The sequence below is a fragment of the Kitasatospora sp. CB02891 genome (assembly GCF_002803145.1).
Classification (GTDB): Bacteria; Actinomycetota; Actinomycetes; order Streptomycetales; family Streptomycetaceae; genus Kitasatospora; species Kitasatospora griseola.
The window spans coordinates 412,385-437,261 of the sequence record NZ_NNBO01000004.1; the positions used below are offsets into that span (position 1 = coordinate 412,385).

At 73.0% G+C, this 24,877-nt stretch carries 23 protein-coding genes; 11 read left to right on the forward strand and 12 right to left on the reverse strand.

Annotated features, from left to right (window positions below; all coding sequences use genetic code 11):
* The first annotated feature begins 2 nt into the window (after positions 1-2).
* Positions 3-605, forward strand: coding sequence for a ClpP family protease (locus CG736_RS12705; RefSeq protein WP_043910653.1), 603 nt, complete (start codon positions 3-5; stop codon positions 603-605).
* 61 nt (positions 606-666) lie between these two features.
* On the opposite strand, the gene CG736_RS12710 is transcribed toward CG736_RS12705, so the two are convergent.
* The 6 genes from CG736_RS12710 to CG736_RS12735 all read right to left on the reverse strand — a co-directional run bounded on the left by CG736_RS12710 (position 667) and on the right by CG736_RS12735 (position 6,097).
* Positions 667-1,041 carry a RodZ family helix-turn-helix domain-containing protein gene (locus tag CG736_RS12710; RefSeq protein ID WP_100586293.1) on the reverse strand — a complete coding sequence of 125 codons (375 nt, stop codon included), beginning with the start codon at positions 1,039-1,041 and terminating at the stop codon, positions 667-669.
* A gap of 91 nt (positions 1,042-1,132) precedes the next feature.
* Positions 1,133-2,866 (reverse strand): hypothetical protein, encoded by a 1,734-nt coding sequence (locus CG736_RS12715; RefSeq protein ID WP_100586294.1) that lies wholly within the window; start codon positions 2,864-2,866, stop codon positions 1,133-1,135.
* Between the two features lie 3 nt (positions 2,867-2,869).
* Positions 2,870-3,736, reverse strand: a complete 867-nt coding sequence (locus tag CG736_RS12720) for a nucleic acid/nucleotide deaminase domain-containing protein (RefSeq protein ID WP_100586295.1) — start codon at positions 3,734-3,736, stop codon at positions 2,870-2,872.
* A gap of 39 nt (positions 3,737-3,775) precedes the next feature.
* A complete protein-coding gene (locus CG736_RS12725; RefSeq protein ID WP_100586296.1) occupies positions 3,776-4,345 on the reverse strand; it encodes an SUKH-4 family immunity protein in 570 nt (189 codons plus the stop codon).
* Positions 4,346-4,427: 82 nt separating this feature from the next.
* Entirely contained in the window at positions 4,428-5,372 is a 945-nt protein-coding gene (locus CG736_RS12730) for a nucleic acid/nucleotide deaminase domain-containing protein (protein ID WP_100586297.1), read from the reverse strand.
* A complete protein-coding gene (locus tag CG736_RS12735; protein WP_100586298.1) occupies positions 5,369-6,097 on the reverse strand; it encodes a WXG100 family type VII secretion target in 729 nt (242 codons plus the stop codon). The genes CG736_RS12730 and CG736_RS12735 overlap by 4 nt, the downstream gene beginning before the upstream one ends.
* 216 nt (positions 6,098-6,313) lie before the next feature.
* Between CG736_RS12735 and pip the strand changes: the two genes are divergently transcribed.
* Positions 6,314-7,285, forward strand: a complete 972-nt coding sequence (gene pip, locus CG736_RS12740; RefSeq protein ID WP_100586299.1) for a prolyl aminopeptidase — start codon at positions 6,314-6,316, stop codon at positions 7,283-7,285.
* A gap of 52 nt (positions 7,286-7,337) precedes the next feature.
* Here pip and CG736_RS12745 read toward each other — a convergent pair whose 3' ends face one another.
* The gene (locus tag CG736_RS12745; protein ID WP_100586300.1) at positions 7,338-9,029 is read right to left on the reverse strand and encodes an ABC transporter family substrate-binding protein; all 1,692 of its coding nucleotides are present in this window, start codon (positions 9,027-9,029) and stop codon (positions 7,338-7,340) included.
* Between the two features lie 365 nt (positions 9,030-9,394).
* On the opposite strand from CG736_RS12745, the gene CG736_RS12750 reads away from it, so the two are divergent.
* The 4 genes from CG736_RS12750 to CG736_RS12765 all read left to right on the forward strand — a co-directional run bounded on the left by CG736_RS12750 (position 9,395) and on the right by CG736_RS12765 (position 14,834).
* Positions 9,395-10,381, forward strand: a complete 987-nt coding sequence (locus tag CG736_RS12750; RefSeq protein ID WP_100586301.1) for an ABC transporter permease — start codon at positions 9,395-9,397, stop codon at positions 10,379-10,381.
* On the forward strand, positions 10,378-11,442 hold the full coding sequence (locus CG736_RS12755; protein WP_232733955.1) for an ABC transporter permease: 1,065 nt from the start codon (positions 10,378-10,380) through the stop codon (positions 11,440-11,442). Before CG736_RS12750 ends, CG736_RS12755 begins: the two co-directional genes overlap by 4 nt.
* Positions 11,439-13,475 carry an ABC transporter ATP-binding protein gene (locus tag CG736_RS12760; protein ID WP_100586302.1) on the forward strand — a complete coding sequence of 679 codons (2,037 nt, stop codon included), beginning with the start codon at positions 11,439-11,441 and terminating at the stop codon, positions 13,473-13,475. The genes CG736_RS12755 and CG736_RS12760 overlap by 4 nt, the downstream gene beginning before the upstream one ends.
* 189 nt (positions 13,476-13,664) lie before the next feature.
* Complete coding sequence (locus CG736_RS12765; RefSeq protein ID WP_100586303.1) at positions 13,665-14,834, forward strand: aminotransferase class V-fold PLP-dependent enzyme; 1,170 nt, start codon at positions 13,665-13,667, stop codon at positions 14,832-14,834.
* Between the two features lie 81 nt (positions 14,835-14,915).
* Here the strand turns inward: CG736_RS12765 and CG736_RS12770 are convergent, their stop codons facing one another.
* Positions 14,916-15,242: a putative quinol monooxygenase gene (locus CG736_RS12770; RefSeq protein ID WP_100586304.1), complete on the reverse strand. Its 327-nt coding sequence runs from the start codon at positions 15,240-15,242 to the stop codon at positions 14,916-14,918.
* A gap of 161 nt (positions 15,243-15,403) precedes the next feature.
* Between CG736_RS12770 and CG736_RS12775 the strand changes: the two genes are divergently transcribed.
* Both CG736_RS12775 and CG736_RS12780 read left to right on the forward strand, forming a co-directional pair.
* On the forward strand, positions 15,404-16,594 hold the full coding sequence (locus tag CG736_RS12775) for a sensor histidine kinase (RefSeq protein WP_100586305.1): 1,191 nt from the start codon (positions 15,404-15,406) through the stop codon (positions 16,592-16,594).
* 44 nt (positions 16,595-16,638) lie between these two features.
* Positions 16,639-17,310, forward strand: coding sequence for a response regulator transcription factor (locus CG736_RS12780; RefSeq protein WP_100586306.1), 672 nt, complete (start codon positions 16,639-16,641; stop codon positions 17,308-17,310).
* Positions 17,311-17,434: 124 nt separating this feature from the next.
* Here CG736_RS12780 and CG736_RS12785 read toward each other — a convergent pair whose 3' ends face one another.
* Positions 17,435-18,454, reverse strand: coding sequence for a YsnF/AvaK domain-containing protein (locus CG736_RS12785; RefSeq protein ID WP_100586307.1), 1,020 nt, complete (start codon positions 18,452-18,454; stop codon positions 17,435-17,437).
* A 383-nt stretch (positions 18,455-18,837) separates the two neighbouring features.
* Here CG736_RS12785 and CG736_RS12790 point away from each other — a divergent pair, with 383 nt between their 5' ends.
* From CG736_RS12790 to CG736_RS12800, 3 genes are read left to right on the forward strand one after another with little or no spacing between them, the layout of a single operon-like run.
* A complete protein-coding gene (locus tag CG736_RS12790; protein ID WP_100586308.1) occupies positions 18,838-19,221 on the forward strand; it encodes a hypothetical protein in 384 nt (127 codons plus the stop codon).
* A gap of 29 nt (positions 19,222-19,250) precedes the next feature.
* Positions 19,251-20,150 (forward strand): ABC transporter ATP-binding protein, encoded by a 900-nt coding sequence (locus CG736_RS12795; RefSeq protein WP_100586309.1) that lies wholly within the window; start codon positions 19,251-19,253, stop codon positions 20,148-20,150.
* On the forward strand, positions 20,147-21,748 hold the full coding sequence (locus CG736_RS12800) for a hypothetical protein (protein WP_100586310.1): 1,602 nt from the start codon (positions 20,147-20,149) through the stop codon (positions 21,746-21,748). Before CG736_RS12795 ends, CG736_RS12800 begins: the two co-directional genes overlap by 4 nt.
* 59 nt (positions 21,749-21,807) lie before the next feature.
* Here the strand turns inward: CG736_RS12800 and CG736_RS12805 are convergent, their stop codons facing one another.
* The 3 genes from CG736_RS12805 to CG736_RS12815 form a co-directional block, all read right to left on the reverse strand.
* On the reverse strand, positions 21,808-22,413 hold the full coding sequence (locus tag CG736_RS12805) for a class F sortase (protein ID WP_232733956.1): 606 nt from the start codon (positions 22,411-22,413) through the stop codon (positions 21,808-21,810).
* A gap of 53 nt (positions 22,414-22,466) precedes the next feature.
* Entirely contained in the window at positions 22,467-23,126 is a 660-nt protein-coding gene (locus CG736_RS12810) for a hypothetical protein (protein WP_100586312.1), read from the reverse strand.
* 303 nt (positions 23,127-23,429) lie between these two features.
* Positions 23,430-24,677 carry an aromatic acid exporter family protein gene (locus tag CG736_RS12815; protein ID WP_100586313.1) on the reverse strand — a complete coding sequence of 416 codons (1,248 nt, stop codon included), beginning with the start codon at positions 24,675-24,677 and terminating at the stop codon, positions 23,430-23,432.
* Positions 24,678-24,877 lie beyond the last annotated feature (200 nt).

Sequence of the window (24,877 nt, forward strand, 5' to 3'; positions counted from 1 at the left end):
ACATGGGCTCGTACACGGTTCCCTACGTGGTCGAGAGGACGGCTCAGGGCGAGCGGTCCTACGACGTGTTCAGCCGGCTGCTGAACGAACGGATCATCTTCCTCGGCACCGACATCGACGACGGCGTCGCCAACGTGGTGATCGCCCAGCTGCTGCACCTGGAGTCGGCGAGCCCGGGGGAGGAGATCGCGATCTACCTGAACTCGCCCGGCGGATCGTTCACTTCGCTGATGGCGATCTACGACACGATGACCTTCGTGCAGTCGCCGATCTCGACGTTCTGCGTCGGCCAGGCGGCGTCCACGGCGGCCGTCCTGCTGGCCGGCGGCGACCCCGGGCGGCGGTTCGTGCTCCAGCACTCCCGGGTGCTGCTCGGCCAGCCCGCCAGCGGCGGTCGGCAGGGGACGGTCTCCGACCTGAGCCTGGCCGCGAAGGAGATGCTGCGGATCCGCTCGCAGGTCGAGGAGGTGCTGTCCCGGCACACCGGCCACGACGTGGCGACGCTGCGCGCCGACACGGACCGGGACAAGGTGTTCACCGCCGCGGAGGCGGTCGCCTACGGCCTGGCCGACCAGGTGCTGGACCGGCGGCAGCTGCCGGGCTGAGCGGGGGCGCCCCCGGTGCGACGGCGGCCTGCGGGCCGTCGCACCGGGGCGTGACCGTCCGTCAGGCGGCCAGGCAGAGACCGTTGCCGGGGCCGGCGCTGCGGCTGTGGGAGCGGCGGATCTGCGCGTGGCGGACCAGGTCGTCCTGGGCGAGCGACAGCAGATCGCCGAGGCCGAGCCCGAGCGCGTGGGCAGCCGCCGCGAGCACCTCCGAGGAGGCCTCCTTGCGGCCGCGTTCCAGCTCCGACAGGTACGGCATGGAGATCCGGGCCGCCTCCGACACGTCCTTCAACGTCCGCTCCTGGGCGAGCCGTTCGCGACGCAGCACACCGCCGACCACATCCCGCCAGAGCGGTTCCTTCGGCGCAGGAGGCTGCGGCGCGCTCTGCGGGCGCAGCGGAATGACGCGGGCTTCGTTCCGGCCTTGAGTGCTCACCCCTCCAGCGTAGGCATCCTCCGCAGGAGGGGAAGGGAGCGGCGTTCTGCTGTGGGTGAAGTACCGCTTCCCGCACCGGGATGACGGACCGTCAGGCCGTCGCCCACAGTGCGGCGAGGTCGAGCCGGCAGGCATGGATGCCGTCGCGGCCGGCCTGTAGGAGGTGGCCGTCACCGGTGAGGGCCAGGGCCTGGCCGAGGTGGGGGGTCGGCAGTGCGGCCATGCGTCCGCTGAGCAGGTGCCAGAGGTGGATCCGCCGGTCGGACCAGGCGACGGCGAGGACCGGTCCGGCCTCGGTGTCGGCCAGGCCGAGGGCGGTCGGCAGGGCCTTGCGGCTCTCCACGGGGCCGGGCAGGGCCTCCGCCGTGGCGGAGTCCCAGAGTCTGACCGTGCCGTCGAGGCCGCCCGTGACGAGGAGGGCGGCGCCGGCCTGCGGGAGGTCCAGGCAGCTCACGGCAGTCACCGCGGAGCGGTGGAGTTCGATCGTGCGAGGACCCGTTTCGGGGCTGTGGAGCGACCACAGGTGGACGCGGCCGCGGCCGTCGGCGACTGCGGCGTGGCGGGGACCGGCCGCGACGGCGGTGGGCAGGTCGGCGGGGGACGCGAGCGTCGCGGCGTTGTGGTGCAGCGTGAGGTGGGCCGCGGAGCTCGGGACCGTCGCCGTGGTGAGGGGGATGGGGTGCAGGATGCCCGAGCGGTCGAGTCCGAGCAGGCACGTGGGGGTCAGGACGGCGAGTGCCTCGGGCGTCCAGAGCGTGCCGGAATCGGGACTGGCCAGCGTCCGTCCGTCGGTGAGGGAGTGGCAGGTCAGCCGGCCGAGGGTGTCGGCCGCCACGGCCGTGCCGGGCCCGGTGGGGTCGGGCGGCAGGACGGCGAGGGCGGCGGTCTTCCGTCGGGGCAGTGACCAGAGGGCGGTCCAGGAGGAGGTTTCGGCGAGGGGGCGGAGGTACTCGGCGAGCTTCGGGTCCCGACCCGTCGCCGCGGCGTGAAGGAGCGCGGCCCGCTCGGAGTCCGCCAGACCGGGGAAGGACAGCGCGGGCGCGGCGGCGGCCCAGACCTCGCGCAGGTGCTTGGGCAGGGAGAGGGAGGGGTCGGCGAGCGTGGCGGTGATGGCCGCGACCGAGCCGTGCACCAGATATCCGGGGTCCGTGAGGAGTTCGCGTGCCGTGCCCGTGGCGAGGGCCCGGTCGAGTGCGTGCTCGCGTTCCTCGGCTGTCGCCGTGCGCCAGTCCGGGCCGGCGAGCGCGGTGGGGCCCGCCGGAGCCCGGACCGGGTCCGGGGAGGACGGCCCGGTGGGGCCCGCCGCCGGGTCGAGGCCGAGGACCAGTGGTTCTTCGGCGCCCAGCAGGTCGGCGGTGTCGGACTCGACGATCATGCGGACGTTCGGCAGCGCCAGCAGGGGCCCGAGCAGCTCGCTCACGACCGCGGCGGGGGAGGCGGACGGAAGGTGGTCGGGCCCCCGTCCGGCGCGGTGCAGGTCGGTCACGACGAGCAGGACGGGCCGGGGATCGGACTGCAGCCGTCGGGTCAGCCGATCCGGGTCGAGGGGCCCGTAGCCGAGGTGGCGTCCGAGCTGCCAGGCCAGGGTCCGGGCGATCTGCCCCTCGGCGAAGCCCGTGGCGTGGACGGTGATCCGGGGGTTCCTGCCGGACGCGGCCAGGAACTGGGCCAGGAACCGGGTCTTTCCGGCCCCGGACGGGCCGGTGATCACGACCGCCCGCGGTCGGTCGTGCCGAGGTTCCGCCGCCCAGTCGAGCAGGGCCGATGCGGCGTGGGCTGCCGCTGTGCCCGGAGCGGGCGGAGCGCCGACGGTCGGCTCGGCCATGGGTCAGCGCTCCCCGGACGTCCGGTCGGCGTGTTCCCGCAGCCGCCGGATCCCCTCGGCCCGGTCGGCGGCGGTGTCGCCGTAGGGCGCGTTGTGGGTCAGCACGGAGTCCGGGAACATCAACTCCAGCCAGAGCGCGCAGTAGTGGCCCGGCATGAAACACGCCTGCAGCTCGGTGTGGATCCGGGTGACCTGCTCGGGTTCGATGCCGGCCGCGTACATGGCCGACCAGGTTCGTTCCTCGGGATGCACGCAGATGGCACCGGACCTGGTGACCAACTGCTTCTCGCCCGCAGGGGTGAGGAACTCGAACGTCGCGAACGCCTCGACGCCCGCGGTGGTGCGGATGTCCTCCAGGACCAGGGGCCACCAGTTCTCCGAGTCGGCGAAGGACTGGGGGTCCGCGGCCCGGAGCGCCTGTTCCGTCTCCTCGAACGCGGCGAAGGCCTCGTCGGGGTCGTCGGTGCCGGCGATGTTCTCCAGGAGGAGATCGAGCCGCAGGAGCCCTTCGGCGAAGGCTTCGGCGGAGGAGTTGACGAACCGTTCGGGCTCGTCGTAGCCGATCAGGACGCCCCGGACGTCGCCGTCAGGGGTGACGCACAGGTCGAACGCGCGGTCCGAGCCGAGCCTGGCCCAGGACAGCTGGACCGCATCGTCCAACTCCGTGCCGGTGGACGCCGCGTACTCCCGAAGGGCGGCCGGTTCGTCCAGCAGGGTGTGGAAGTACGGCTTCACCCCGAGCGGAAGGACGAGGCCGTCGACTCGTGCCAGGGCGGCGGCTTCCGGCAGGACCGGGGAGGTCGCGGCTTCGAAGTGCCGCACTCCTGCCCGCCCGAACCGGGCGGCGATGCGGTCGCTGGGGCTCGTCACGTCATTCTCCTCAACGGATAAGGGGCCGGTCGGCGCGGGCTAGTCCTGCAGGAGGTTTCGCACGTGCCGCAGGACGGAGAACCAGCACGACTCGGGATTCTCCAGCGCGGCGGGATCGGTTCGGCGCATCAGCTGCAGCAGCCGTGCCTCGGCGCCCTTGGGGTCGACGCCGTCCGTGTCGGATTCGGGGTCGTACTCCGGTCGTTCCACCTCCAGGGCGTGCAGGAAGAAGGCGAAGGCATCGATGCTGCTGTTGAGCAGGTGAGGAGAGCCGTCCTCGGGGATGCAGTACACGACGCCGGTGGCCGTGTCGACGATCACGTCGTCCATCCCGATGCCGCCGAGCGTCAGCCAGGTCGACATGTCGAACGGGCAGTCCGGATACTTCAGGGCGACGCGCTGCCACGCTTCGCCGCCGATCCGCAGGTCGCCGTCGAGGAGGCGCTGGTCCGCCTCGAACCAGCCCTCCCGGTCCGGCAGGCCGACCTCGCGCAGGAACGCCCGAGTCGGTTCGTGGGTGATGCCGGCGAGTGCGTGGTCGTCCGGGGTGACCAGCTCCTCGGCGCCGAAGACCGACTCCATCGCGTTCCGGTCGATCAAGGGGCTCATGGAATTTCGTACTTCCGCTGGGGGATCTCATTGAATGTCCCGCATCATAGCATTGCGGTAATCGGGTGCATGCGGCGAGTGATTATTTGAGGCCCTTGAAATTCTTCCACGGGCTGCGGCTCTCCGGTCGCACGCCGGGATACATTCTGTTGAGCCGGTCCTCCATCTCCCGATTCCCGCGCGCCACCGAGGCCGGGTCCGGGCCGTATTCGACGCTGTGCGTGACGTTGACGTGCGGAAGCCATTTCTCCACCCATGCGGCGCAGTCGCTGTTCTCGCTGCACGGCGCCCGCTCGGTGTAGAGGTCCTTGACGTGCCGGCCGCCCCCGTTCTCCAGGAACGGTATCCCCAGGACTTTCTCGGAGTGGACCGGATTGTTGCTCCGGCCGACCAGGATGAATTCCCGTTTGTTGCCGTCGCCGTGCTCGTACTCGACGCGCATGGCGGCGTAGTTGTTGCTGCTGAACGTCGGAACGCCGGTCTCCTTGTCCGGGGTGTAGTTCCCGTAGCTCCCCTGTTCGTGCCGGGCCAGGGCGGTCGCCCGGGACAGCTCGTCCTCGTCGAACGGCACCTCGGAGGAGGGCTTCCGGGGCCGGGCGGCGCGCTCTTCCGGGGTGCTCGGGCCCCAGGAGTACGGATTGTCCGGGTTCTTCGGCCTCCGGGGAACGGTGTCCTTTTTCGCTCCGGTCAGCTTGAGCGGTACGCCCAGGAGATCCCGGTCCGCATCCGTGATGTCCGCCGGGCCGTTCTTCGTGAGCCGCTGGATCTTTCCCCGGTCGCCCAGAAGGTACACCGGCTTCTCTCCGAGACCGGCCCGGAGTTCGTCACGGCCGGGCTGGCGCCGGTGAATCCGGTAGAGCTCGGCGGCGTGCTTGGCGTCGGCCTCGACGGTATTCTTGGCGACCTTCTCCAGGCCGTTCCCGGCCGAGTGGTAGAAGTCCTTCACCGCCTTTCCGGCTTCTTTCCCCAGCACCTTGCCGAGTTTCTCGGCGCCGTGCTCCAGGGCCTTGACGATGGAGTTGGTCACTGGAAGCTCACCCCCGCGATGTTGTCGCTGAACGCCGCCGCGTGGCCGGCCACGGTCTCGGCGTGGTCGTGCATGGTCTGCGCGTACCGGGCGAGCGCCTCCGGGTCGACCCGGAAGCCGGCGGCGGCGGGCCCCCCGCCGCCCGACACCCCCAGCGCGGACTCGGCGGCCCGGAACAGCAGCCCGCTGACGGCATTGCTCACGACTTCCACGAGCGGGTTGATCGCGGCCTCGACGACCTGGCCCATGATGTACTGCTCCAGTTGCTGCTCCAGGTAGTTGACGAGCCTCTTCGCCGCTTCCTCGATCAGCAGCACGGCGGCCTCGGCCGCGCCGAAGGTGGCGACCGCCGCGGCCTGGTCCGCGACGAACGCGACTGCCATGGCGACGAGTTCGCCGATCGTCTCGATCTTCATGGCGACGATCACGTCCGCCGCCACGTCCAGGGCGGTGGCGACCACGTGACAGGCCTGGACGAGATCGTTCATGTGACTGTTCGACAGCTGGCCCCACTTGGCGAGCAGGGCCTCGTACGACGCGCCCTGGTAGGCCTCGCCCAGCTGCCGGATCGTCTCGGTCGAGCTCTGGTGGGTGTTCTGCACGTTCTCGGCGAATTCGCGGACGTGCGAGGCGAATTCGCGAACCTTGTCCTCGTTCACCTGAGGCCAGTTCACTCCGATGAACTGCAGGAACGACACCACCTCGTCGGGTAGCTCGATCGCCACGGCGCCCCCCTCGCTGTCGTGGACAACTGTTCGCCTGACGGCAACTTAGCTGAAGATCTGCCCGGCCGTCCCGGATTCCCGCCCGGCCCGGTGCGGGCGGACGGCGGGCGGACGGCGGGGGGACGGCGTGGCGGGGCGGCCCGTACTGTCGGGGGCCTGACGGCAGGTCGGAAATGGGTGGGCGGTGCGGTGGGCGGCGGCCTAGGATCGACGGTCATGGTTGATCTCTATGAGCCGATGCACCCCTACGACAGTGGTTTCCTGGACACCGGAGACGGCAACCGCATCTACTACGAACAGCTCGGCAACCCCGAGGGCAAGCCTGCGCTGTACGTGCACGGCGGCCCCGGGGCGGGCTTCCCGAAGCGGCCGACCCGGGCGTGGGACCCGGCGGCGTACCGGGTGATCCGGTACGACCAGCGCAACTGCGGGCTCAGTACGCCGCACGCCAGTGACCCGGCGGCGGACATGGCGCTGAACACCACCCAGCACCTGATCGACGACATGGAGCGGCTGCGCGAACACCTCGGCATCGAACGGTGGTTGCTGGACGGCGCGTCCTGGGGGTCGACGCTGATCCTGGCCTACGCGCAGCAGCACCCGGAGCGGGTGAGCGAGATCGTCATCCAGGCGGTGACCACCACGCGCCGGGCCGAGACCGACTGGCTGTACCGGGGCGTCGGCGGGTTCCGGCCCGAGGCGTGGGACCGGTTCCGCGACTTCGTCCCGGAGAGCGAACGGGACGGTGACGTCCACCGGTTGCTGGCGGCGTACGCCCGGCTGATGGAGCACCCGGACCGGGCGGTCCGCGAGCAGGCCGCGAACGAGTGGCTGGCCTGGGAGGACGCCGTCATCGAGGGCGAGCCGAACGGCATCCCCGGCATGTACAGCGACCGCGAGATGGACGACCGGATCGCCTTCGTCCGGATCTGCTCGCACTTCTTCAGCAACGGCGCCTGGCTGGAGGAGGACCAACTGCTGCGGGGCGCACACAAGTTGGCCGGCATCCCGGGCGTGCTCGTGCACGGCCGGTACGACATGGGCTGCCCGGTGCAGACCGCGTGGGAGCTGGCCAAGGCCTGGCCGGACGCGAAGCTGCACATCTTCGACGACTCCGGGCACGTGGGCAGCCAGGACATGGCGGCGACGGTCCGGCAGGCCCTGGAGGACTTCAAGAGCCGCCGGTAGAGCCGAAAATGACGGCCCGTCACGAGCAGGATCGTGACGGGCCGTTCGCGGTCTACTTCTGCCAGCCCACCGAGGTGATCACGGTGTCGCCGAGGCTGCCGGCGCCGAAGTTGGCCAGGCCCTTGCGGACGGCGACGATGCTGGGGCGCTGGTAGAGCTCGACGGTGTGGCCGAGCTCCCAGATCTTCACGTCGGCCTGGTTGTAGAGCTCGGCGGCCTTCGCCGGGTCGAGGGTGGCGGCGGCCTTGCGCAGCAGGCCGTCGATCTCGGGGGTGCTCAGCTTCGAGTAGTTGCCGAACACGTTGTCGCCCTGCGGGGCGCGGAAGATCGGCACCGTCTTGGAGAGCGGGAAGGAGCCGGTGTTGCGCCAGCTGGCGAGGTCGAACTTGCCCTGGTCGATGTACTTGGAGAAGTACTCCTTGCTGGGCACCTTGTCGATGGTCAGCTTCACGCCGACCTGCTGGAGCATGTTCTGGGTGGCGGTGGCCAGGTCGGACTGGGCCTGGGTGGAGCCGTCGCTCATCACGTAGTGCAGCTCCAGCGGCTGCCCGTCCTTGCTGCGGGTGCCGCCGGCGTCCTTCCAACCCGCCTCGTCCAGCCACTTCTTGGCGGTGGTCGGGTCGTACGCCACCCAGTCGCCCGCGTTGGCCTTGTAGCCGCTCTGGTTGGTCATGAACAGGTGGTTGTCGAGCGGCTTGAACTCCACCGGGACGCCCTTGTTGGCGATCTTGATCAGCGAGGCGCGGTCCAGCGCCTTGCCGAGCGCCTGACGGACCTTCTGGTCGGCGAGCGCGCCGTTGCCGCCGAAGGAGATGTGCACCTCGTCCCAGGGGGTGCCGGTCCGGATCACCGAGTCCTTGGCGTCCTTGAGCTGGCCGTAGGCGGTGGCGGTGCCCGCGGAGGCGAAGTCGATCTCGTTGTTCAGGAACGACTGGGTGATCGCGGCGGCGTCCAGCACCCGGTAGGTGATCCGGTCCAGCTTCGGCTTCGGGCCCCACCAGCGGGGGTTGGGCACCAGCGTGATGGTCTGCGCGGTCTTGTCGGCGTTCTGCAGCACGAACGGGCCGCCGTAGACCGGGACCTTCTCGATCCAGCCCTCGTTGAAGGCCTGCGGGGTGGAGATCCCGGAGGCCGGCAGCAGCGGGCTGAACAGGCTCTGCCAGTCGGCGTACGGCTCCGAGAAGGTCACCTTGACCTCGCTCGGGTCGGCGCCCTGCTCGACGCCGGAGATCTGCTCGTAGCCGGAGGAGTCGGCCAGGTTGAACGCCTGGTCCTTGCCGTTGGAGGCCTTCCAGACCGCCTCGAAGTCCCGGTAGCCGATCGCCGTCCCGTCGGACCAGACCGCCTTCGGGTTGAGCTTGTACGTCACGACCTGCGGCGAGGTGGAGGTGACCTGCGCGGAGACCAGGTACTCCGGGACCGGGTGGTAGACGCCCTGCGCGTCGCTGCGGAAGAGCTTGGCCTCCAGGTAGCCCATGATCTCCACCGCGTCGCCGTACGTGCCGTCGACCTGGTACGGGTTCCACTGGGTGATCCACTGCTGGAGCGGTTCGCGCAGCTCGCCGCCGTCCTTGATGTTGTCCAGCGGCTGCGGGTTGTTGTCCTCGGCGTCCACGGTCGGCACCACGGTCTTGGCGACGTCCGCCGAGCCGCCCTGACTGCTGCAGGCGGTCGCGGCCAGGAGTGCGGCGAGCGCCGCGGCGGCGGCGCGGCCGATTCGGCGGGTGGCGGGCGATGTGTGCATCGGGGGAGTCCTCGGGTCTCGAAGAGTCGGCGGTCGCCGCCAGGTGTGACGACGCTTGATCGTGGGCAGCCAAGTCGGTGCCGGCGGGCCGAACGTAACAGCCCATCAGCCGCCCCCACCAGGGTGATGCGCGGAACTGATCGAAACGAAATGGAGTGAAACACCGCCGCAATACCCCGTTCGTGCCCGTCTGATCAGCTGTGACCAGCGGGTTCACCTGAACGGTCGAACCGTTGGCATCTCCGACCCTGGACGAGTCGGTGGAGCGTGGCGTACAACTGCTGCGCGAAAGTGCGTCAAAGTCCGTACTAGCGAAGGCAAATGACCATGTTCTGCGGGTGTGCGAACCGCGCCGGAGGTGCGCCGTGACGGGCTACCTGGCCAGGCGGCTCGGCTACTACGTGGTGCTGCTGACCGCCGCGGTGTTCCTGGCCTACGCCCTCACCGGCACCGCGCTCGGCCCGCGCGCCTACTTCGAGGCCAAGCAGCCGCGGCCCTCCGCCGCAGCCGTCGACCGGCAGCTGACCGCGCTCAACCTCAACGACCGCACCCCCGTGGTCGAGCGCTTCGCCACCTGGGCGGACGGCGTCCTGCTGCACGCCGACCTCGGCCGCACCATCCACGACACCTCCGTCAACGACGAGTTCGGCCGCCGGATCTGGGTGTCGCTTCGCCTGCTGCTGGTCGGCAGCGTGCTCGGCATGCTGCTCGGCGTCGCCGCCGGCGCCTGGAGCGCGGTACGCCAGTACCGGCTCTCCGACCGGGCGCTCACCGTGCTCTCCTTCGTGCTGCTCTCCACCCCGGTCTTCCTGCTCGCCCTGCTGCTGAAGAACGGCGCCATCGCCGCGAAGAACGCCGCCGGCCACGACGTCATCCCGTTCACCGGCTACGAGACCCCCAACCTCTCCGGCGGCCTCGGCGCCCACCTCGCCGACTGGGGGCTGCACCTGCTGCTCCCCACCCTCTCGCTGGCCCTCGGCGGCCTCGCCACCTACAGCCGCTACCAGCGCTCCACCATGCTCGACGTCCTCGGCGCCGACTACCTGCGCACCGCCCAGGCCAAGGGCCTCACCCGCGGCCGCGCCCTGATCAAGCACGGCCTGCGCACCGCGATCATCCCGATGACCACGATGTTCGCCTACGCCTTCCTCGGCCTGTTCACCGGCGCCGCCTTCACCGAGACCATCTTCGGCTGGCACGGCATGGGCGAGTGGTTCATCCAGGCCGTCAACGAACAGGACGTCAACTCCGTCGTCGCCGTCAACCTGTTCGCCGCCGTGGTCGTCCTCGCGGCCGGCTTCCTCGCCGACGCACTCCACGCCGCACTCGACCCCCGAGTGAGGACGGCATGAAGGTGAGAGACCAGGGCGAGCACAACCAGGGGCGCCGGGAGCACCCCCGGCGGAGCGAGGGGGCGCACCTGCGCGAACCGGACGGAACCCGTCGGCAGGATCGCGGAACCGGACAGCGGCCCGCAGGCGACGGCGACCCGGCGCAGCCGGTCGACCAGCGTGCCCCCGCAGGGCGGCTGCGACTGGCCGCAGCCCGACTGGCGGCCTCCCGCGGCGCACTGCTCGGGCTGATCGTCCTGGTGCTGCTGTTCCTCCTCGCCTTCCTCGGCCCGTACCTGACCCCCTGGCACTACGCCACCCCCGACTACACCGCGCTGCGCCAACCCCCGTCCGCGCAGCACTGGTTCGGCACCAACGGCCTCGGCCAGGACGTCTTCGCGCAGACCGTCCGCGGCCTGCAGAAGTCCCTGGTGATCGGCCTGCTGGTGGCCGTGCTCTCCACCGGCCTGGCCTCCCTGGTCGGGGCCTGCGCCGGGTACTTCGGCGGCTGGACGGACCGGCTGCTGACCTTCCTGGTCGACCTGATGCTGATCTTCCCGGCGTTCCTGGTGATCGCCGTGATCTCGCCGCGGCTCCGCGGCAGCGGCTGGATCGCCTTCGTGCTGCTGCTCGCCGTGTTCAACTGGATGATCACCGCCCGGGTGATCCGCTCGATGACCATTTCGCTCCGCGAGCGCGAATTCGTGGTCGCCGCCCGGTTCATGGGCGTCGGGCCGTTCCGGATCATCTGGCGGCACATCCTGCCGAACGTCTCCTCGTTCCTGATCATCGACGCCACCATCACCGTCGGCGGCGCCGTGATGAGCGAGGCCGCGCTCTCCTACTTCGGTTTCGGGGTGCGCCCGCCCGACGTCTCGCTCGGCACCCTGCTGGCGGCCGGCGCCGGCGACGCCCCCGTCTTCCCCTGGTTGTTCTACTTCGCCGCCGGCCTGCTGGTGCTGTTCGTGCTGGCCGTCAACCTGGTCGGCGACGGCCTGCGCGACGCCCTCGACCCCACCGCCACGGCCGGACGCAGGCGTTCCCGAAAGACCGTCACCACTTCGCGCCGGAGCACCCGTTGACCACCCCGCTGCTCGCCGTCCGCAACCTCACCGTCGACTTCGGGGACCACCCGGCGGTCCGCGGCGTCGACCTCGACCTGCGTCGCGGTGAGACCCTCGGCCTGGTCGGCGAGTCCGGCTCCGGCAAGTCCGTCACCGCGCTCGCCGTGCTCGGCCTGCTGCCCGCCGCCGCCCGGATCGGCGGCTCGGTCCGGCTCGACGGCGAGGAACTGGTCGGCCTGCCCGCCCGGCAGCTCGCCGAGATCCGCGGCCGGCGGATCGCCATGGTCTTCCAGGACCCGCTGTCCGCGTTCACGCCCGTCTACCGGATCGGCGACCAGATCGCCGAAGCCGTCCGCGTCCACCAGAAGGTCGGCAAGGCCGCCGCCCGGAGCCGCGCCGCCGACCTGCTCGACCTGGTCGGCATCCCCGACCCGGCCCGCGCGCTGGACGCGTTCCCGCACGAGTTCTCCGGCGGCATGCGGCAGCGCGCGATGATCGCGATGGCGGTGGCCAACGACCCCGACATCCTGCTCGCCGACGAACCCACCACCGCCCTCGACGTCACCATCCAGGCCCAGGTCCTGGACGTGCTGCGCACCGCTCAGCGGGAGACCGGCGCCGCCCTCGTGCTGGTCAGCCACGACCTCGGGGTGATCGCCGGCAGCGCCGACCGGGTCGCCGTCATGTACGCCGGACGGATCGTCGAGACCGCCCCCGTGGACGAGCTGTTCACCGCGCCCCGGCACGCCTACACGCTCGGTCTGATCGGCGCCGTCCCCCGGCTCGACGGCCGCGGCGGCCCGCTGGTGCCGATCCCCGGCCGCCCGCCCGCCGCCGGCGAACTGCACGGCCCCGGCTGCCCGTTCGCCGAACGCTGCCCGCTGGTCGAGGACCGCTGCCGCACCGCCGAGCCGCACCTCGCGGGCGACGGCGACCACCTGGCCGCGTGCGTGCGCGCCGACCACCTCGCCGCCGCCCGGCCCGCCCCCGCCGAGGTCTACCCCGTCCCCGTCGTGCCCGCCGCCGAGCCCCGGCCGCGCGAGGAACGCGAGGGCGTGCTCACCGTCACCGGCCTCACCCGCAGCTTCCCGCGCTACCGCGGCACCCTGCTGCGCCGCCGGATCGGCGAGACCTTCGCCGTGGACGGCGTCGACCTGGACATCCGGCGCGGCGAGACCCTCGGCCTGGTCGGCGAGTCCGGCTCCGGCAAGTCCACCACGCTGTACGAGATCCTCAAGCTGGCCGCCCCGCAGGGCGGGCGGATCGAACTGCTCGGCCAGGACACCGCCGCCCTCGACCGGGCCGCCGCGCACCGGCTGCGGGCCCGCGTCCAGATCGTCTTCCAGGACCCGGCGGCCTCCCTCGACCCGCGGATGCCGGTCGGCGACGTGATCGCCGAACCGCTGCTCGCCCAGCGCACCCCCGCCGCCGAGGCCCGCCGCCGGATCCCCGAGCTGCTGCGCCAGGTCGGCCTGGACCCGGCGCACGCCGACCGCTACCCGCACGAGTTCTCCGGCGGCCAGCGCCAGCGGATCTCCATCGCCCGCGCCCTCGCCGTCCGCCCCGACCTGCTGGTCCTCGACGAGCCGGTCTCCGCGCTGGACGTCTCGGTGCAGGCCGGCGTGCTCAACCTGCTCCAGCAGCTGAAGGCCGAACTCGGCCTCGCCTACCTGTTCGTCTCCCACGACCTGTCCGTGGTGCGGCACCTGGCCGACCGGATCAGCGTGATGTACCTGGGCCGCACCGTGGAGACCGGCACGGTGGAACGGGTCTTCGCCGCACCCCGGCACCCCTACACCCGGGCCCTGCTCGCCGCCGTCCCGCTGCCCGACCCGGCCGCCGAACGCGCCCGCCCCCGCCTGCTGCTGGCCGGCGACCCGCCGTCGCCCGCCGAACGCCACCTCGGCTGCCCGTTCCGCAGCCGCTGCCCCGTGCACACCGCCCTCGCCCCCGAGCAGCGCACCCGCTGCGCCACCGAACTGCCGCCCGCCGCCCCCGCCGCTCCCGGCGTCGACCACACCGCCGCCTGCCACTTCCCGGACGGCGTCTGACGGACCGTCGGCCCCTTGATCGTCCCCGGGTGGGGCAACCCGGCATGCCCGCCGCCGTGCGAGGGGTAGAGGAAGCACGGAGGCCGATCGTCCGAACGGTGCGGCGGCCGCCACCGGGTCGGCGGACCTCGTCGCCGACCACCAGGACGACGGGGCCCGACGGTCCGGGCCCGGCAGGGAGTTGGCACGATGGACATCACGCAGCTGCGGGCGGTGACGCCCGGCTGTACCGAGACGGCGTTCTTCGACAACGCGGGCTCGGCGCTGCACACCGAGAACGTCACCCGCACCGTCGTTGACCACCTCCTGCTGGAGGCCCGCCTCGGCGGCTACGCCGCGGCCGACCGGGAGGACGACCGGGTGGAGGCGGTGTACGCCTCGGTGGCCCGGCTGCTGAACGCGCTGCCCGAGGAGATCGCCCTGGTGGACAGCGCCACCCGGGCCTGGGACATGGCGTTCCACGCCATCGCGTTCCGCCCCGGCGACCGCATCCTCACCTCGCGCAGCGAGTACCCGTCCAACGGCCTGGCCTTCCTGCAGGCCAAGGAGCGCTTCGGGGTGTCGGTCGAACCGATCCCCGACGACGAGCACGGGCAGGTCGACCTCGACGCGCTCGCCGAGCTGCTCGGGCAGGGCGGCGTCCGGCTGGTCGCCGTCAACCACGTGCCGACCTACGACGGCCTGGTCCAGCCCGCCGCCGGGATCGGCGCCCTGGCCCGGCGGGCCGGCGCGCTCTACCTGCTGGACGCCTGCCAGTCGGCCGGTCAACTCCCGCTGGACGTCCGGGAGATCGGCTGCCACCTGCTGTCCGCGGCCGGCCGCAAGTACCTGCGCGGCCCGCGCGGCACCGGCTTCCTGTACGTCGACCGGGAGCTGGTGACCGGCCTGCGGCCGCCGATGCTCGACCTGCGCTCCGCGACCTGGACCGGCCCCGACACCTTCGAGATCCGCCCCGACGCCCGCCGGTTCGAGACCTGGGAGCGCAGCGTCGCCGGCCTGCTCGGGCTCGGCGCGGCCGTCGACGAGGCCCTCGCCCTCGGCCTCGACCCGATCCGCCGCCGCATCGACACCGTCGCCGACCGGCTGCGGGCCGGCCTGTCCGGGCTCGACGGCGTCCGCGTCCACGACCGGGGCCGGGTGCGCAGCGGCATCGTCACCTTCGCCAAGGAGGGCCGCGACGCCCAGCAGCTGGTGGACGGGCTGCGGGCCGCCGGGGTGACCGCCATGGTCTCCCGGCCGTCCTCGGCCCGGTTCGACCTCCGTGCGCAGAAGCCGGTCGAGGTCGTCCGCGCCTCCGTGCACTACTACAACACCGACGACGAGCTCGACCGGCTGCTCGACGGCGTCGCCAAGCTCTGACCCCCGGGGGCGCCGGCCGACGCCGCCCGGCCCGTCCCGGTCGCCGCTCCTGCGGCCGGGGCGGGGGCCGGCTGCGGACGGTCAGCTGCGCGGGGTGACCTCGGCCATCTCGGACCAGCCGTTGCCGGGGACCTTCATGTTGACGATCTCCGGGACGGTGGCGACCGCGTAGGCCATCGTGTCCATGGCGTCCTTGAAGTGCGCCGAGTTGACGTGCTGCGAGCCGGCCTCGTCGTCGGCGAAGGCCTCCAGCAGGACGAACTGGTGGGGGTTGTCGACGCTGCGCGACCACTCGAAGAACAGGTTGCCGGGCTCGTTGCGGGTGGCGGCCGTGAAGTCGGCGACCAGGTCCAGCCACTGGTCGGCGCGCTCGGGGCGGACGGTGAACTTCACCGCGATGAAGATCATGAGGGTCTCCTTCGTTCGTCTTCGTTCGTCCGGGAACGGCCCCGGAAAATCGGTCGTGTGAACTCCAACGATCCCCCACCTGCGGTGTCACGCGTGCACCGGGGTCAACCCCAGGGTTGACGTGCCACGGTCGACGGGGTGTCTACGCTGCCGGTGTGCAGATGGGTGGCAGACGGCTGCGGGTCCCTCCGGCGGTGGTCGACGCGGTGCTCGCGGTGGTGCTGGCGGCGGTGACGGTCGGCTGTTCGTGGGAGGCGTACCAGGCGCAGTACCGCCACGAGGACTGGCGGCCGTTCGACGGCTGGGCGGTCGCGCTGTGCCTGCTGGTCACGCTGCCGCTGGCGGTGCGGCGGCGGTGGCCGTGGACGGTGCTGCTGGTGTCGGCGGCCGGACTGCTGGTGTTCCTGGCGGCCGGGTACCAGCCGTCGGTGAACCCGTGGGCGCCGCTGCTGGCCGGCTACAGCGTGATCGTGCGCCGCCCGACCCGGAGCGCGGCCGGTGCGGCGGCCGTGGTGGCGGGCCTGTGGCTGGCGGCCGGGTTCCAGGCCCGGGTGAGCGTCGAGGTGTCGCTGGCGCAGTCCCTGATCGGGACCGGAGCGATCCGGCTGTTCGCCACCGGCACCCGAAACGCCGAACGCAACGCCCAACTCGCCGAGCTGACCGAGCGGTTGAGGAGGGAGCAGGAGCTGCGGGCACGGCACGCGGTGGTCGAGGAACGGCTTCGGATCGCCCGGGAGCTGCACGACGTGGTCGCCCACCACCTGTCCGCGCTGGCCGTGCAGGCGGGCCTGGCCGGCTACGTGTTCGACTCCGATCCGCCCGCCGCACGGGCCGCCCTGGACTCGATCGGGGCGACCGGCCGGGAGGCGCTGGAGGAGATGCGCAGCCTGCTCCAGGTGCTCCGGGTCGCCCCCGACGCGGGCGCCGAGGAGGAGGGGCCCTATCTCCCCACCCCCGGCCTGGACCGCCTCGACGACCTGGTGGACCGCGCCCGCGCCGCCGGCCTGGACGTCCGGGTCGCCGTCACCGGGCGGCCCCGCCCGCTCGCCCCCGGCGTGGACCTGTGCGCGTTCCGGGTCGTCCAGGAGGCACTGACCAATGTGATCAAGCACGCCGGCCCGGCCGCCGGGGTCACCGTCGCCCTCCGGTACGCCGCCGACCGGCTGGACGCCGAGGTGGCCGACGACGGCGCGGGAGGTCGCCCCGCCGCTCAACTCCCAGGTGGCGGGCTGGGTTTGATCGGGATGCGTGAACGCGTCAAACTTTACGGTGGGTCGGTGGAGGCCGGCCCCCGGCCGCACGGGGGGTTCGCGGTGGTGTTCTCGCTCCCGGTTCCGGCGGCCGACGCATAGGGGCGGCATCCGGCCGCCCTGCCGGCAAGGGGGAGACGGCGCGGATGACGACAACCGTATTGATCGTGGACGACCAGGTGCTGGTCCGGGCCGGGCTGGCCGCCCTGGTGCGGGCCGCACCCGGACTGGACGTGGCCGGCGAGGCCGCCACCGGCGAGGAGGCGGTCGAACTCGCCGCCCGCCACCGCCCCGACGTGGTGCTGATGGACATCCGACTGCCCGGCATCAGCGGCATCGCCGCACTGGAACGGATCCTCGCCGACGCCGTCGAACCCAAGCCCAAGGTCGTCATGCTGACCGTCTTCGACCTCGACCAGTACGTCTACGCGGCGCTGAAGGCCGGCGCCAGCGGCTTCCTGCTCAAGGACACCCCGCCCGAACGGCTGCTCACCGCCGTCGAGTTGATCGCCGACGGCGAGCTGCTCTTCGCGCCCAGCGTCACCCGCCGCCTGGTCGAGACCTTCGCCCACCGCGCCGACCCGGCCCGCCGCCGCACCACCGGCCTCGACGCCCTCACCGACCGGGAGACCCACGTCCTGCACCTGGTCGGCCAGGGCCTCACCAACGAGGACGTCGCGACCCGCCTGGTGGTGACGGTCGCCACCGTCAAGACCCACCTCAACCGGGTGATGTCCAAACTCGGCCTGACCAGCCGGGCGCAGGCCGTCGTGGTGGCCTACGAGAGCGGGCTGGTGACACCCGGCGAGAGCCCCTGAGCGGGCGGCGCGGCGTCGGCGGGCTCGATTCCGGCTCGCTCCGGACCTGACGCACCTGACGCACCTGACGCCCCGGGGCCGCGGCCGGTGCGGCCGGTCGCGGCCCGGCCGGGGCGGCGGGTCGTCAGGTCATCGCGGGTCCGCCCTTGTCCCGACCGGTCGTCGGACGGGTCGGGCGGGCGGCGTCCGCGTCGGGCAGGTCGGCCTCGATGCGTTCCTTGCGGAGCTCGCCGGTGACGGTCTGCTGCTCGACGTGCTCCTCGGTCACCAGGCGCACCCGTTCGACCGGCACGGCCTCGGTGCGCACGATCGGGCGCTCCGCGTGCAGGACGACGTCGTACTCGGCCTCGGCGATCGGCTCGTCGGACATCGCGGCGGCCCGGTTCGCCTCGGTGATCGGCTCGCGTTCGACGCGGACCTCCTCGTGCCGGATCGGCACGGTCTGCTGCTCCTCCTCGGTGACGACGTACTTCCGCAACCGGGCGTGTCCGGTCTCGTACCGTTCGACACCGACGCGCATCCGCTCCTCGGAGCGGGTCATCACGTCGTCCGGCGTCGCCCGGCCGCCCGTGCGGTCGCGCTTCAGGTCGCCGGTCGCCGCGACGCCGGTGGCCGCCGCGCCGGTGGTGCCCGTCCCGCTGGCGGCGGTGATCCGGGTGTCGGACGGGCGCGCGGCGCCGGTGGCCGCCGCGCCGGCGGTGGGCGCGGTGGCGGCGGTGTCCGTCGCCTCGGCGGCCCCGGCGGTGCGGGTGCTCTTCGCGTCACCGCCGTCACGGTGCGCCCAACCGCCCTCGCCCGGCTCGTTGGCGGTCTTCCAGGCCTCGTCCCAGTCGATGCCGTAGTGGTGGTACAGGCGGCGTTCCTCCTGCTCGGAGAGGTGTCCGCCGCGGTCCACCGCCACGGTCGGGGCGTCCTTGACCTTGTCCTTGGCGAAGGGGACCTGGAGGTGGTTGCCGACCACGTGGGCGTCGCGGACCGGCACGAAGGACTGGCCGTTCCCGAGCCGTCCGGTCTTGATGGTGACCCACTCCGGTCGGCCGGTCGCGTCGTTCAGGAAGAGGTGGTCCGCGGTGCCGATCCGGTGGCCCTCGGCGTCGTGCACGGGGTGGTGCATCAGGGAACGCATCTGTTGTTCGGTGATCATGGATTCACGCCTCCTTCACATTCCAGCGTCAGGGCGAAGGCCCGACCCGCGCGAGTTCGAGCGTTCCGGCGAGGCGAGGCGAGGCGAGGCGAGGCGGGGCGAGGCGAGGCGTGGAGCGGTGCCGGAGCCCCGGGGGCTGCAACGGCGCGGGACGCCCGGGCGGCCGGGCCGAGGGCGCCGGCCGGCCGGTCCCCGTCGGCGGCGACGCCGGGCGGGCCCCCGGCAGGCCGGGCCGGGCCACCGCGGCGTCCTCGGCGCGGGCGTCCGGCCGGGTCGGTGAGGGCTGACGACGAGTCACCGGATATCTGCCGAACGGCAGATGGCGGACGAGCCCGGATCGGCGAGGCTCGGGACGTACCCGACCGAGCCGCCCGGAGGAACCGGTGGAACGACGCCCAAACCCGAAGACCTTCCTGCTCGCCCTCGCGGTGGCCGCCGTGCTGCCGCTGACCGGCTGCGCCGACTCCGCCAAGGCCGAACCGGAGGAGCAGACCTTCGCGTTCACCGGCACCGCCCTGGACGTCAAGGCGCACGGCAACCCCACCGACCTGATCCCCGCCGACCGGACCGACGTCAAGGTCACCCGCTGGTTCGACACCGGTGCCCAGGTCGGCAGCAAGAAGCTCAGCTGGACGCTGGAGAACGGCACCCTCGACCTGCACGCCGGCTGCACCGGACTGGCCGACTGCGAGGCCAGGTTCCGCGTCGAGGTGCCCCGCAACGTCGCCGTCACCCGCGACGGCCGCCCCACCGACCTCAAGGGCTGACCACCCCCGCGAACCACGGAGACCCACCCATGACCGACCCGACCATCGAACTCGACGGCATCGGCAAGGAGTACCGCGGCGGCAAACGCGCCCTGGACGATCTCACACTGCAGCTGCGCCCCGGACTGACCGGCCTGCTCGGCCCCAACGGCGCCGGCAAGTCCTCCCTGATGCGGATCCTGGCCACCGTCACCCGCCCCACCCGCGGCAGCTACCGCTACCGGGGCTTCGACGCACTCGCCCAGCCCGACCGGGTGCGCCGCGAACTCGGCTACCTGCCGCAGGACTTCGGCGTGTACCCGAACCTGACGGCACGCGAGTTCCTGGCCTATCTGGCCGCCGCCAAGGGCCTCTCCGCCCGCTCCGCCCGGGCCCGGATCGACCAGCTGATCGAACTGGTCAACCTGACCGAGGCCGTCCGCCGCCCGCTGCGCGGCTACTCCGGCGGCATGCTGCGCCGGGTCGGCATCGCCCAGGCGCTGCTCGCCGACCCCCGGGTGCTGGTGGTGGACGAGCCGACCGCCGGACTCGACCCCGAGGAGCGGATGCGGCTGCGCAACCTGCTCGGCGAACTCGCCGCCGACCGGATCGTGCTGCTGTCCACCCACATCGTCTCCGACGTCGAAGCGGCCGCCGCCGACCTCGCCGTCCTCGCCCACGGCCGGCTGCTCCGCCGCGGCACCCCCGACCAGCTGCTGCGGGAACTCGACGGGCAGGTCTGGGAGGCCGTGGTCGCACCGGCCGAGGCGCCGGGCGTGCAGGCCCGGTACCAGGTCGGCCGCGCGGTGCGCACCGCCGACGGCGTCCGGCTGCGGGTGCTGGCCGGGCACCCGCCGACCGCGGACGCCGTGCCCGTGCCGCCCGACCTGGAGGACGCCTACCTGGCCGCCGTGCACGGCGCGCCCGCCCGGCCGGAGGCGCTGCGATGACCGGCACCGCGCTCGTCCGGCTCGCCGCCGGGGACTTCCGCGACCGGGTGCGGCGGCCCGTGTACGCGGTGACGCTGCTGGCCGCCGTCGCGCTCGGCCGGCTGGCGGTGCCCGCCGCGGACAGCCGCTGGGCGATCATCGACGTCGGCGGGAACCGCGGCGTCTACAACAGCGCCTGGGTCGGCACCGCGACCGCCCTGGCCGGCGCGCTGTGGCTCACCGTCGGCGGCTTCTGGGTGGTCCGCGGCGGCATCGTCCGGGACGCCGCGGGCCGGGTCGGCGAGATCCTCGCCGCCACCCCGCTGCGCACGGCCGGCTACCTGGCCGCGAAGTTCCTCGCCAACCTGCTGGTGCTCGCCTCGATGCTCGGCGTGCTGGCCGGCACCGCGCTGGTGCTGCAACTCGTCCGCGGCGAGGACCGGGCCGTGCACCCGCTCGCCCTGTTCGGACCGTTCGTCCTCATCGCGCTGCCGCTGATCGCGGTGACCGCCGCGGCCGCCGTGCTGTTCGACACCGTGCCGCCGCTGCGGGCCGGGTTCGGCAACGTGGTCTGGTTCGTGCTGTCGCTGGCGCTCGCCATCGGCGGGCAGTCGGCCGACGCCCCGCTCGGCGGGATCGGCGTGCAGCAGGCGACGCAGTCCATGGTCGACGCCCTGCGGCGTCAGCAACTTCCGTTCGGGGACGGCGAGTTCAGCCTGGGTCTGACGCAGGTCCCGGAGCCGCTGCACACCTTCGGCTGGGACGGTGCACAGTTCTCCGGCGGCTTCCTGGCGACCCGGCTGGCGATCGTCGCCTGCGCGGCCGCGCTGGCCGTGCTGCCCGCGCTCTGGTTCGGCCGCTTCGACCCGGCCCGCAACCCCGGCCGGACCGCCACCGCCACCGCCACCGCTCGGTCGGTCGCGGAGCCCGCCGAGCCGGTCGCGCCCGCTGCGCCAGGGCCGTTCGAGCCGTTCGGGGCGCTGCCGCCCACCGCGCCGGTGCGGGCCGGGACGGCGTTCGGGCGGCTGCTGGTCGGGCAGACCCGGATCCTGGTGCAGGGCGTGCCGTGGACCTGGTGGGCCGTCACCGCGGCACTCGGCGCGGCCGCGCTCGCCGTGCCGCTGCCGCTGGTCACCGGGCTCCTGCTGCCCGCGCTGTGGCTGTGGCCGGTGCTGATCTGGTCCCGGCTGGGCTCCCAGCAGGTGGAGAACGGCCTGGAGGAACTGCTGGCCGCGCACCCCGCGCCGCGGCTGCGGCTGCTGGCCGACTGGGCGTCGGGCGTGCTGCTGGCGGCGGTGGCCGGCCTCGGTCCGCTGCTGCGGATGCTGGTCGCGGGCGACGCCGCCGGGGCCGCGCACTGGCTCGCCGGGGCGCTGTTCGTCCCGGCGCTGGCCCTCGGGCTCGGCACCGCCGTCCGCAGCCACCGCCCGTTCCAGGCGCTGTACCTGCCGCTCTGGTACCTGCTGGTCAACCAGGTCCGCGCGGTCGACTTCATGGGCGCCGTCCGCACCGCCGGCCGCCCGGACGGGCCGAGCCCGCTGCTGGTCGCGGCGCTCGCGGCGGCGCTGCTCGGCGCGGCGGTCCTGGCGGGCGCGGCCCGGCGCGACGTCAAACGCTAGTCCCGCCGCGACGTCAAACGCTGGGCCCGGCACGGGCGTTCGGGCGCCGGGCGCACGGCTCAGGTGGCGGCGCTGCTGGAGGTCAGGTGGGCGTACACCACGGTGTTGGAGTCGTAGCCGTTCTTCCGGTCGTAGTGGCCGCCGCAGGTGATCACCCGCAGTTCGGCGCGGCCGGTCGTCCCGTACACCTCCTCGGACGGGAAGGCGCTCTTCGGGTAGGAGCGCACCTCGTCGACGGTGAAGGTGGCGGTCCGCCGGTCCGCCCGGGTGACGGCGATGGCCAGGCCGGGGCGCAGCAGCCCGAGCCGGTACAGCACGCCCGGTCCGTGCCGGTCGTCCGCGTGCCCGACCACCACGGCGGTGCCGTCCGCGCCGGGCGCGGCGCCGTCGCGGTACCAGCCGACCAGGTTCGCCCGCTCGCTCGGCGGGGTCTCCAGCTCGCCCCGGACGTCCAGGCCGAGCTCGGTGAACGTGGCGTCCACGGAGATCGACGGGATCCGCAGCCGGCGCGGCGCGGACGGGTCGAGCGCCGGGGAGTCCGGGGCGAGCGTGACGCGGTGCGACGGGGCGGGGGCCGCGTCGGGCGGGGGCGGTTGGGCGCCGACCAGGCCGTCGCGCACCAGCATGCCGCCGAACAGCACGGCCACGGCCGTGGCGCCGACCACGACGGGGTCGGCGCCACGGGTCCGTCGGCGGCGGGGGGCCCGCCGAGGTGGCGTCAACGGCGCGAGCGACGCAGCCGGCGTGCCACCAGCCATCCGCCCCCGGCGAGCAGCGCACCGCCGACGGCGATCTCCGCCGGGTTCAGCCCGTGCGAGCCGCCGCCCTCGCCGGCCGCGACCCCGCCCTTCGGCACGTGGCCCTGGTGCACCTGCGGCGGCGCCGAGTGCAGCTGCGGCGCCGCCGCCGACTGCTGGGCATGCGCGGGCGGCGCGGTCGGCGGCGGGCTGTTCTGGGCGCCGGAGCCGCAGTCGACGGCGAACACCTTCTGCTTGGCCTGCCCGGTCTCGCCGACGAAGTTCCAGATCAGCTTGTACGTGCCGTTCGGCAGCGACAGGTTGGTGGTGTGCCCGGTGCCGCCGGAGAGCACGATGCTCCCCGACAGCGCCCTGGTGCCGGGCGGCTGCTGCTGGTCGATCTCCCAGGACACCAGCTGCACGGTGTCGAAGTTGAAGGCGTCCAGGTAGAACTTGCAGACCTTCGGCTCGTCCCGAGGGTCGTTGAACGGCACGCCGGTACTGTGGATCTTCACGTCGCCGTTGTCGCCGGGCGCGGCGAAGGCCGGCGCCGCGGGCGCGGCCAGCGGCAGCGCGGCGGCGCCGAGGAGGACACCGGCACGCAGGGCACGCAGGCGTCGCCCGGCCAGGGTTGAGGCCATGGAGAACTCCGGAGGGGTGGACGGGAGCTGCCGGCACCGCGCCGACACCCCACGAGGTTCACCGCGCCCCCGCCGCCCGCCACCACAACACTCCGGCCCGGTACGACGTTTCGTCCCAACGGTGGAGCGGGCCCACTCCGACGGCCCGTCGGGCGCCGAGGCGCCGCAGGCCGGGCCGGCGCACCCTCCGCCGTCGAGGAAGCCGTCGAGGAGCCGTCGAGGACGACGCCCCGTCAGGCCGCCTGCCGGTCGGGCCTCCGCCGTCGAGGAAGCCGTCGAGGAGCCGTCGAGGACGACGCCCCGTCAGGCCGCCTGCCGGTCGGGCCTGCGGCGGCGCGGGCGCAGGCGCTCGCCGCGGGCCAGGCGGCGGATGCCGGCGAAGCGGGAGAAGCGGTCGCGGCCGGCGACGGAGGCCCGGTCGAGTTCCTCCATCAGACGGCGGGAGCGGTGCTCCAGGTCCAGTTCGTCCAGGATCCGGTCCACCTCGGCGAGCAGGGAGCCGTGCAGCTGCCAGGCCTGCGGGTCCTGCTGGATGCGGCGCAGCAGCAGCTGCGCGACGTTCTCCCGGCAGGTCCAGGCCGCGGCCAGCTCGGACGTCAGGCGCTGCTCGGCCTCCTCCGCGTTGCGGCTGACCTGCGTGGTGACCAGCACCGCGAAGCTCACCAGCGCCCCGCCGATGTGCGCGAACAGCTCCTCCAGCGCCACCGCGACCTCCGACGGGAACAGCTGCTCGTCGACGGTGCGCCGCTTGGCCAGGTCGGTCAGCGAACGGGCGATCACCCGGATCACCACCACGCAGATCTCCAGGGTGTCCAGGCCGGTGCGCAGCACCAGCCGCGACAGCAGGCCCTCGCTGATCCGCGGGTTCAGCCGCAGACTGTCCTCGGCCTGCCGCAGCGCGCCGTCCACCTCCGCGATCGCCTGGTCCAGCCGGCGCGCCTCGTGCAGCCTCTCGGCGGCCCGCTCCACCGGCACCGGGCGGCCCAGCTCCTCCGCGAGGTCCAGCAGCAGGTGACGGGCGCGCCGGGCCAGGTCCTCGATCTTCTCCCCGGCGGTGTCCACCCACACCGGCGGCGCGAACACCAGGTTGAACAGCAGGCCGACGACCGCGCCGATCACCGTCTCCAGCACCCGGTCCCAGGCCTGCGTGGTGACCTGCGAGACGCCCAGGATCAGCATCGCGCTGATCGCCACCTCCTGGACGAACTCGTCGACCCGGACGAACCGGCCCACCGTCAGCGACGCCAGGATGATCAGCCCCAGGCTCCACCAGGACAGCCCCACCACGGTGGAGAACCCGATCGCGATCAGCACCCCGACCACCACCGAATTGACCCGCCGCACGCTGGTCTTCAGCGTCGAGTACACCGTCACCTGCACCACCAGCAGCGCCGTCAGCGGCGCCGTCAGCGGCACCGGCTCCCGGCTCAGCCAGGTCGCCACCACGTACGCCAGCGTCGCCGCGACCGTGGCCCGCACCGTCTGCACCACGAACGGGTCCCTGGCACCGCGACGCACCAGCGCCGCCACCGACTCCGGAACAACACGCATGCCGCCCTTCTATCCCCCCGGGCGGACTCCACACCCGCTGACACTCCAGCAACGTGTGAGCGGCGGTCACAGGACCAACGCCTGTCTGGTTGCCGCCCCCGCCCGCCGCCCAGGATGGCCGCATCGGGCCCCCGTACCCCCTGCGCGCGGCCGACGGCGTTCCCCGGTCCGAGGACGCGCTGCGCGCTGCTGACGAGGTG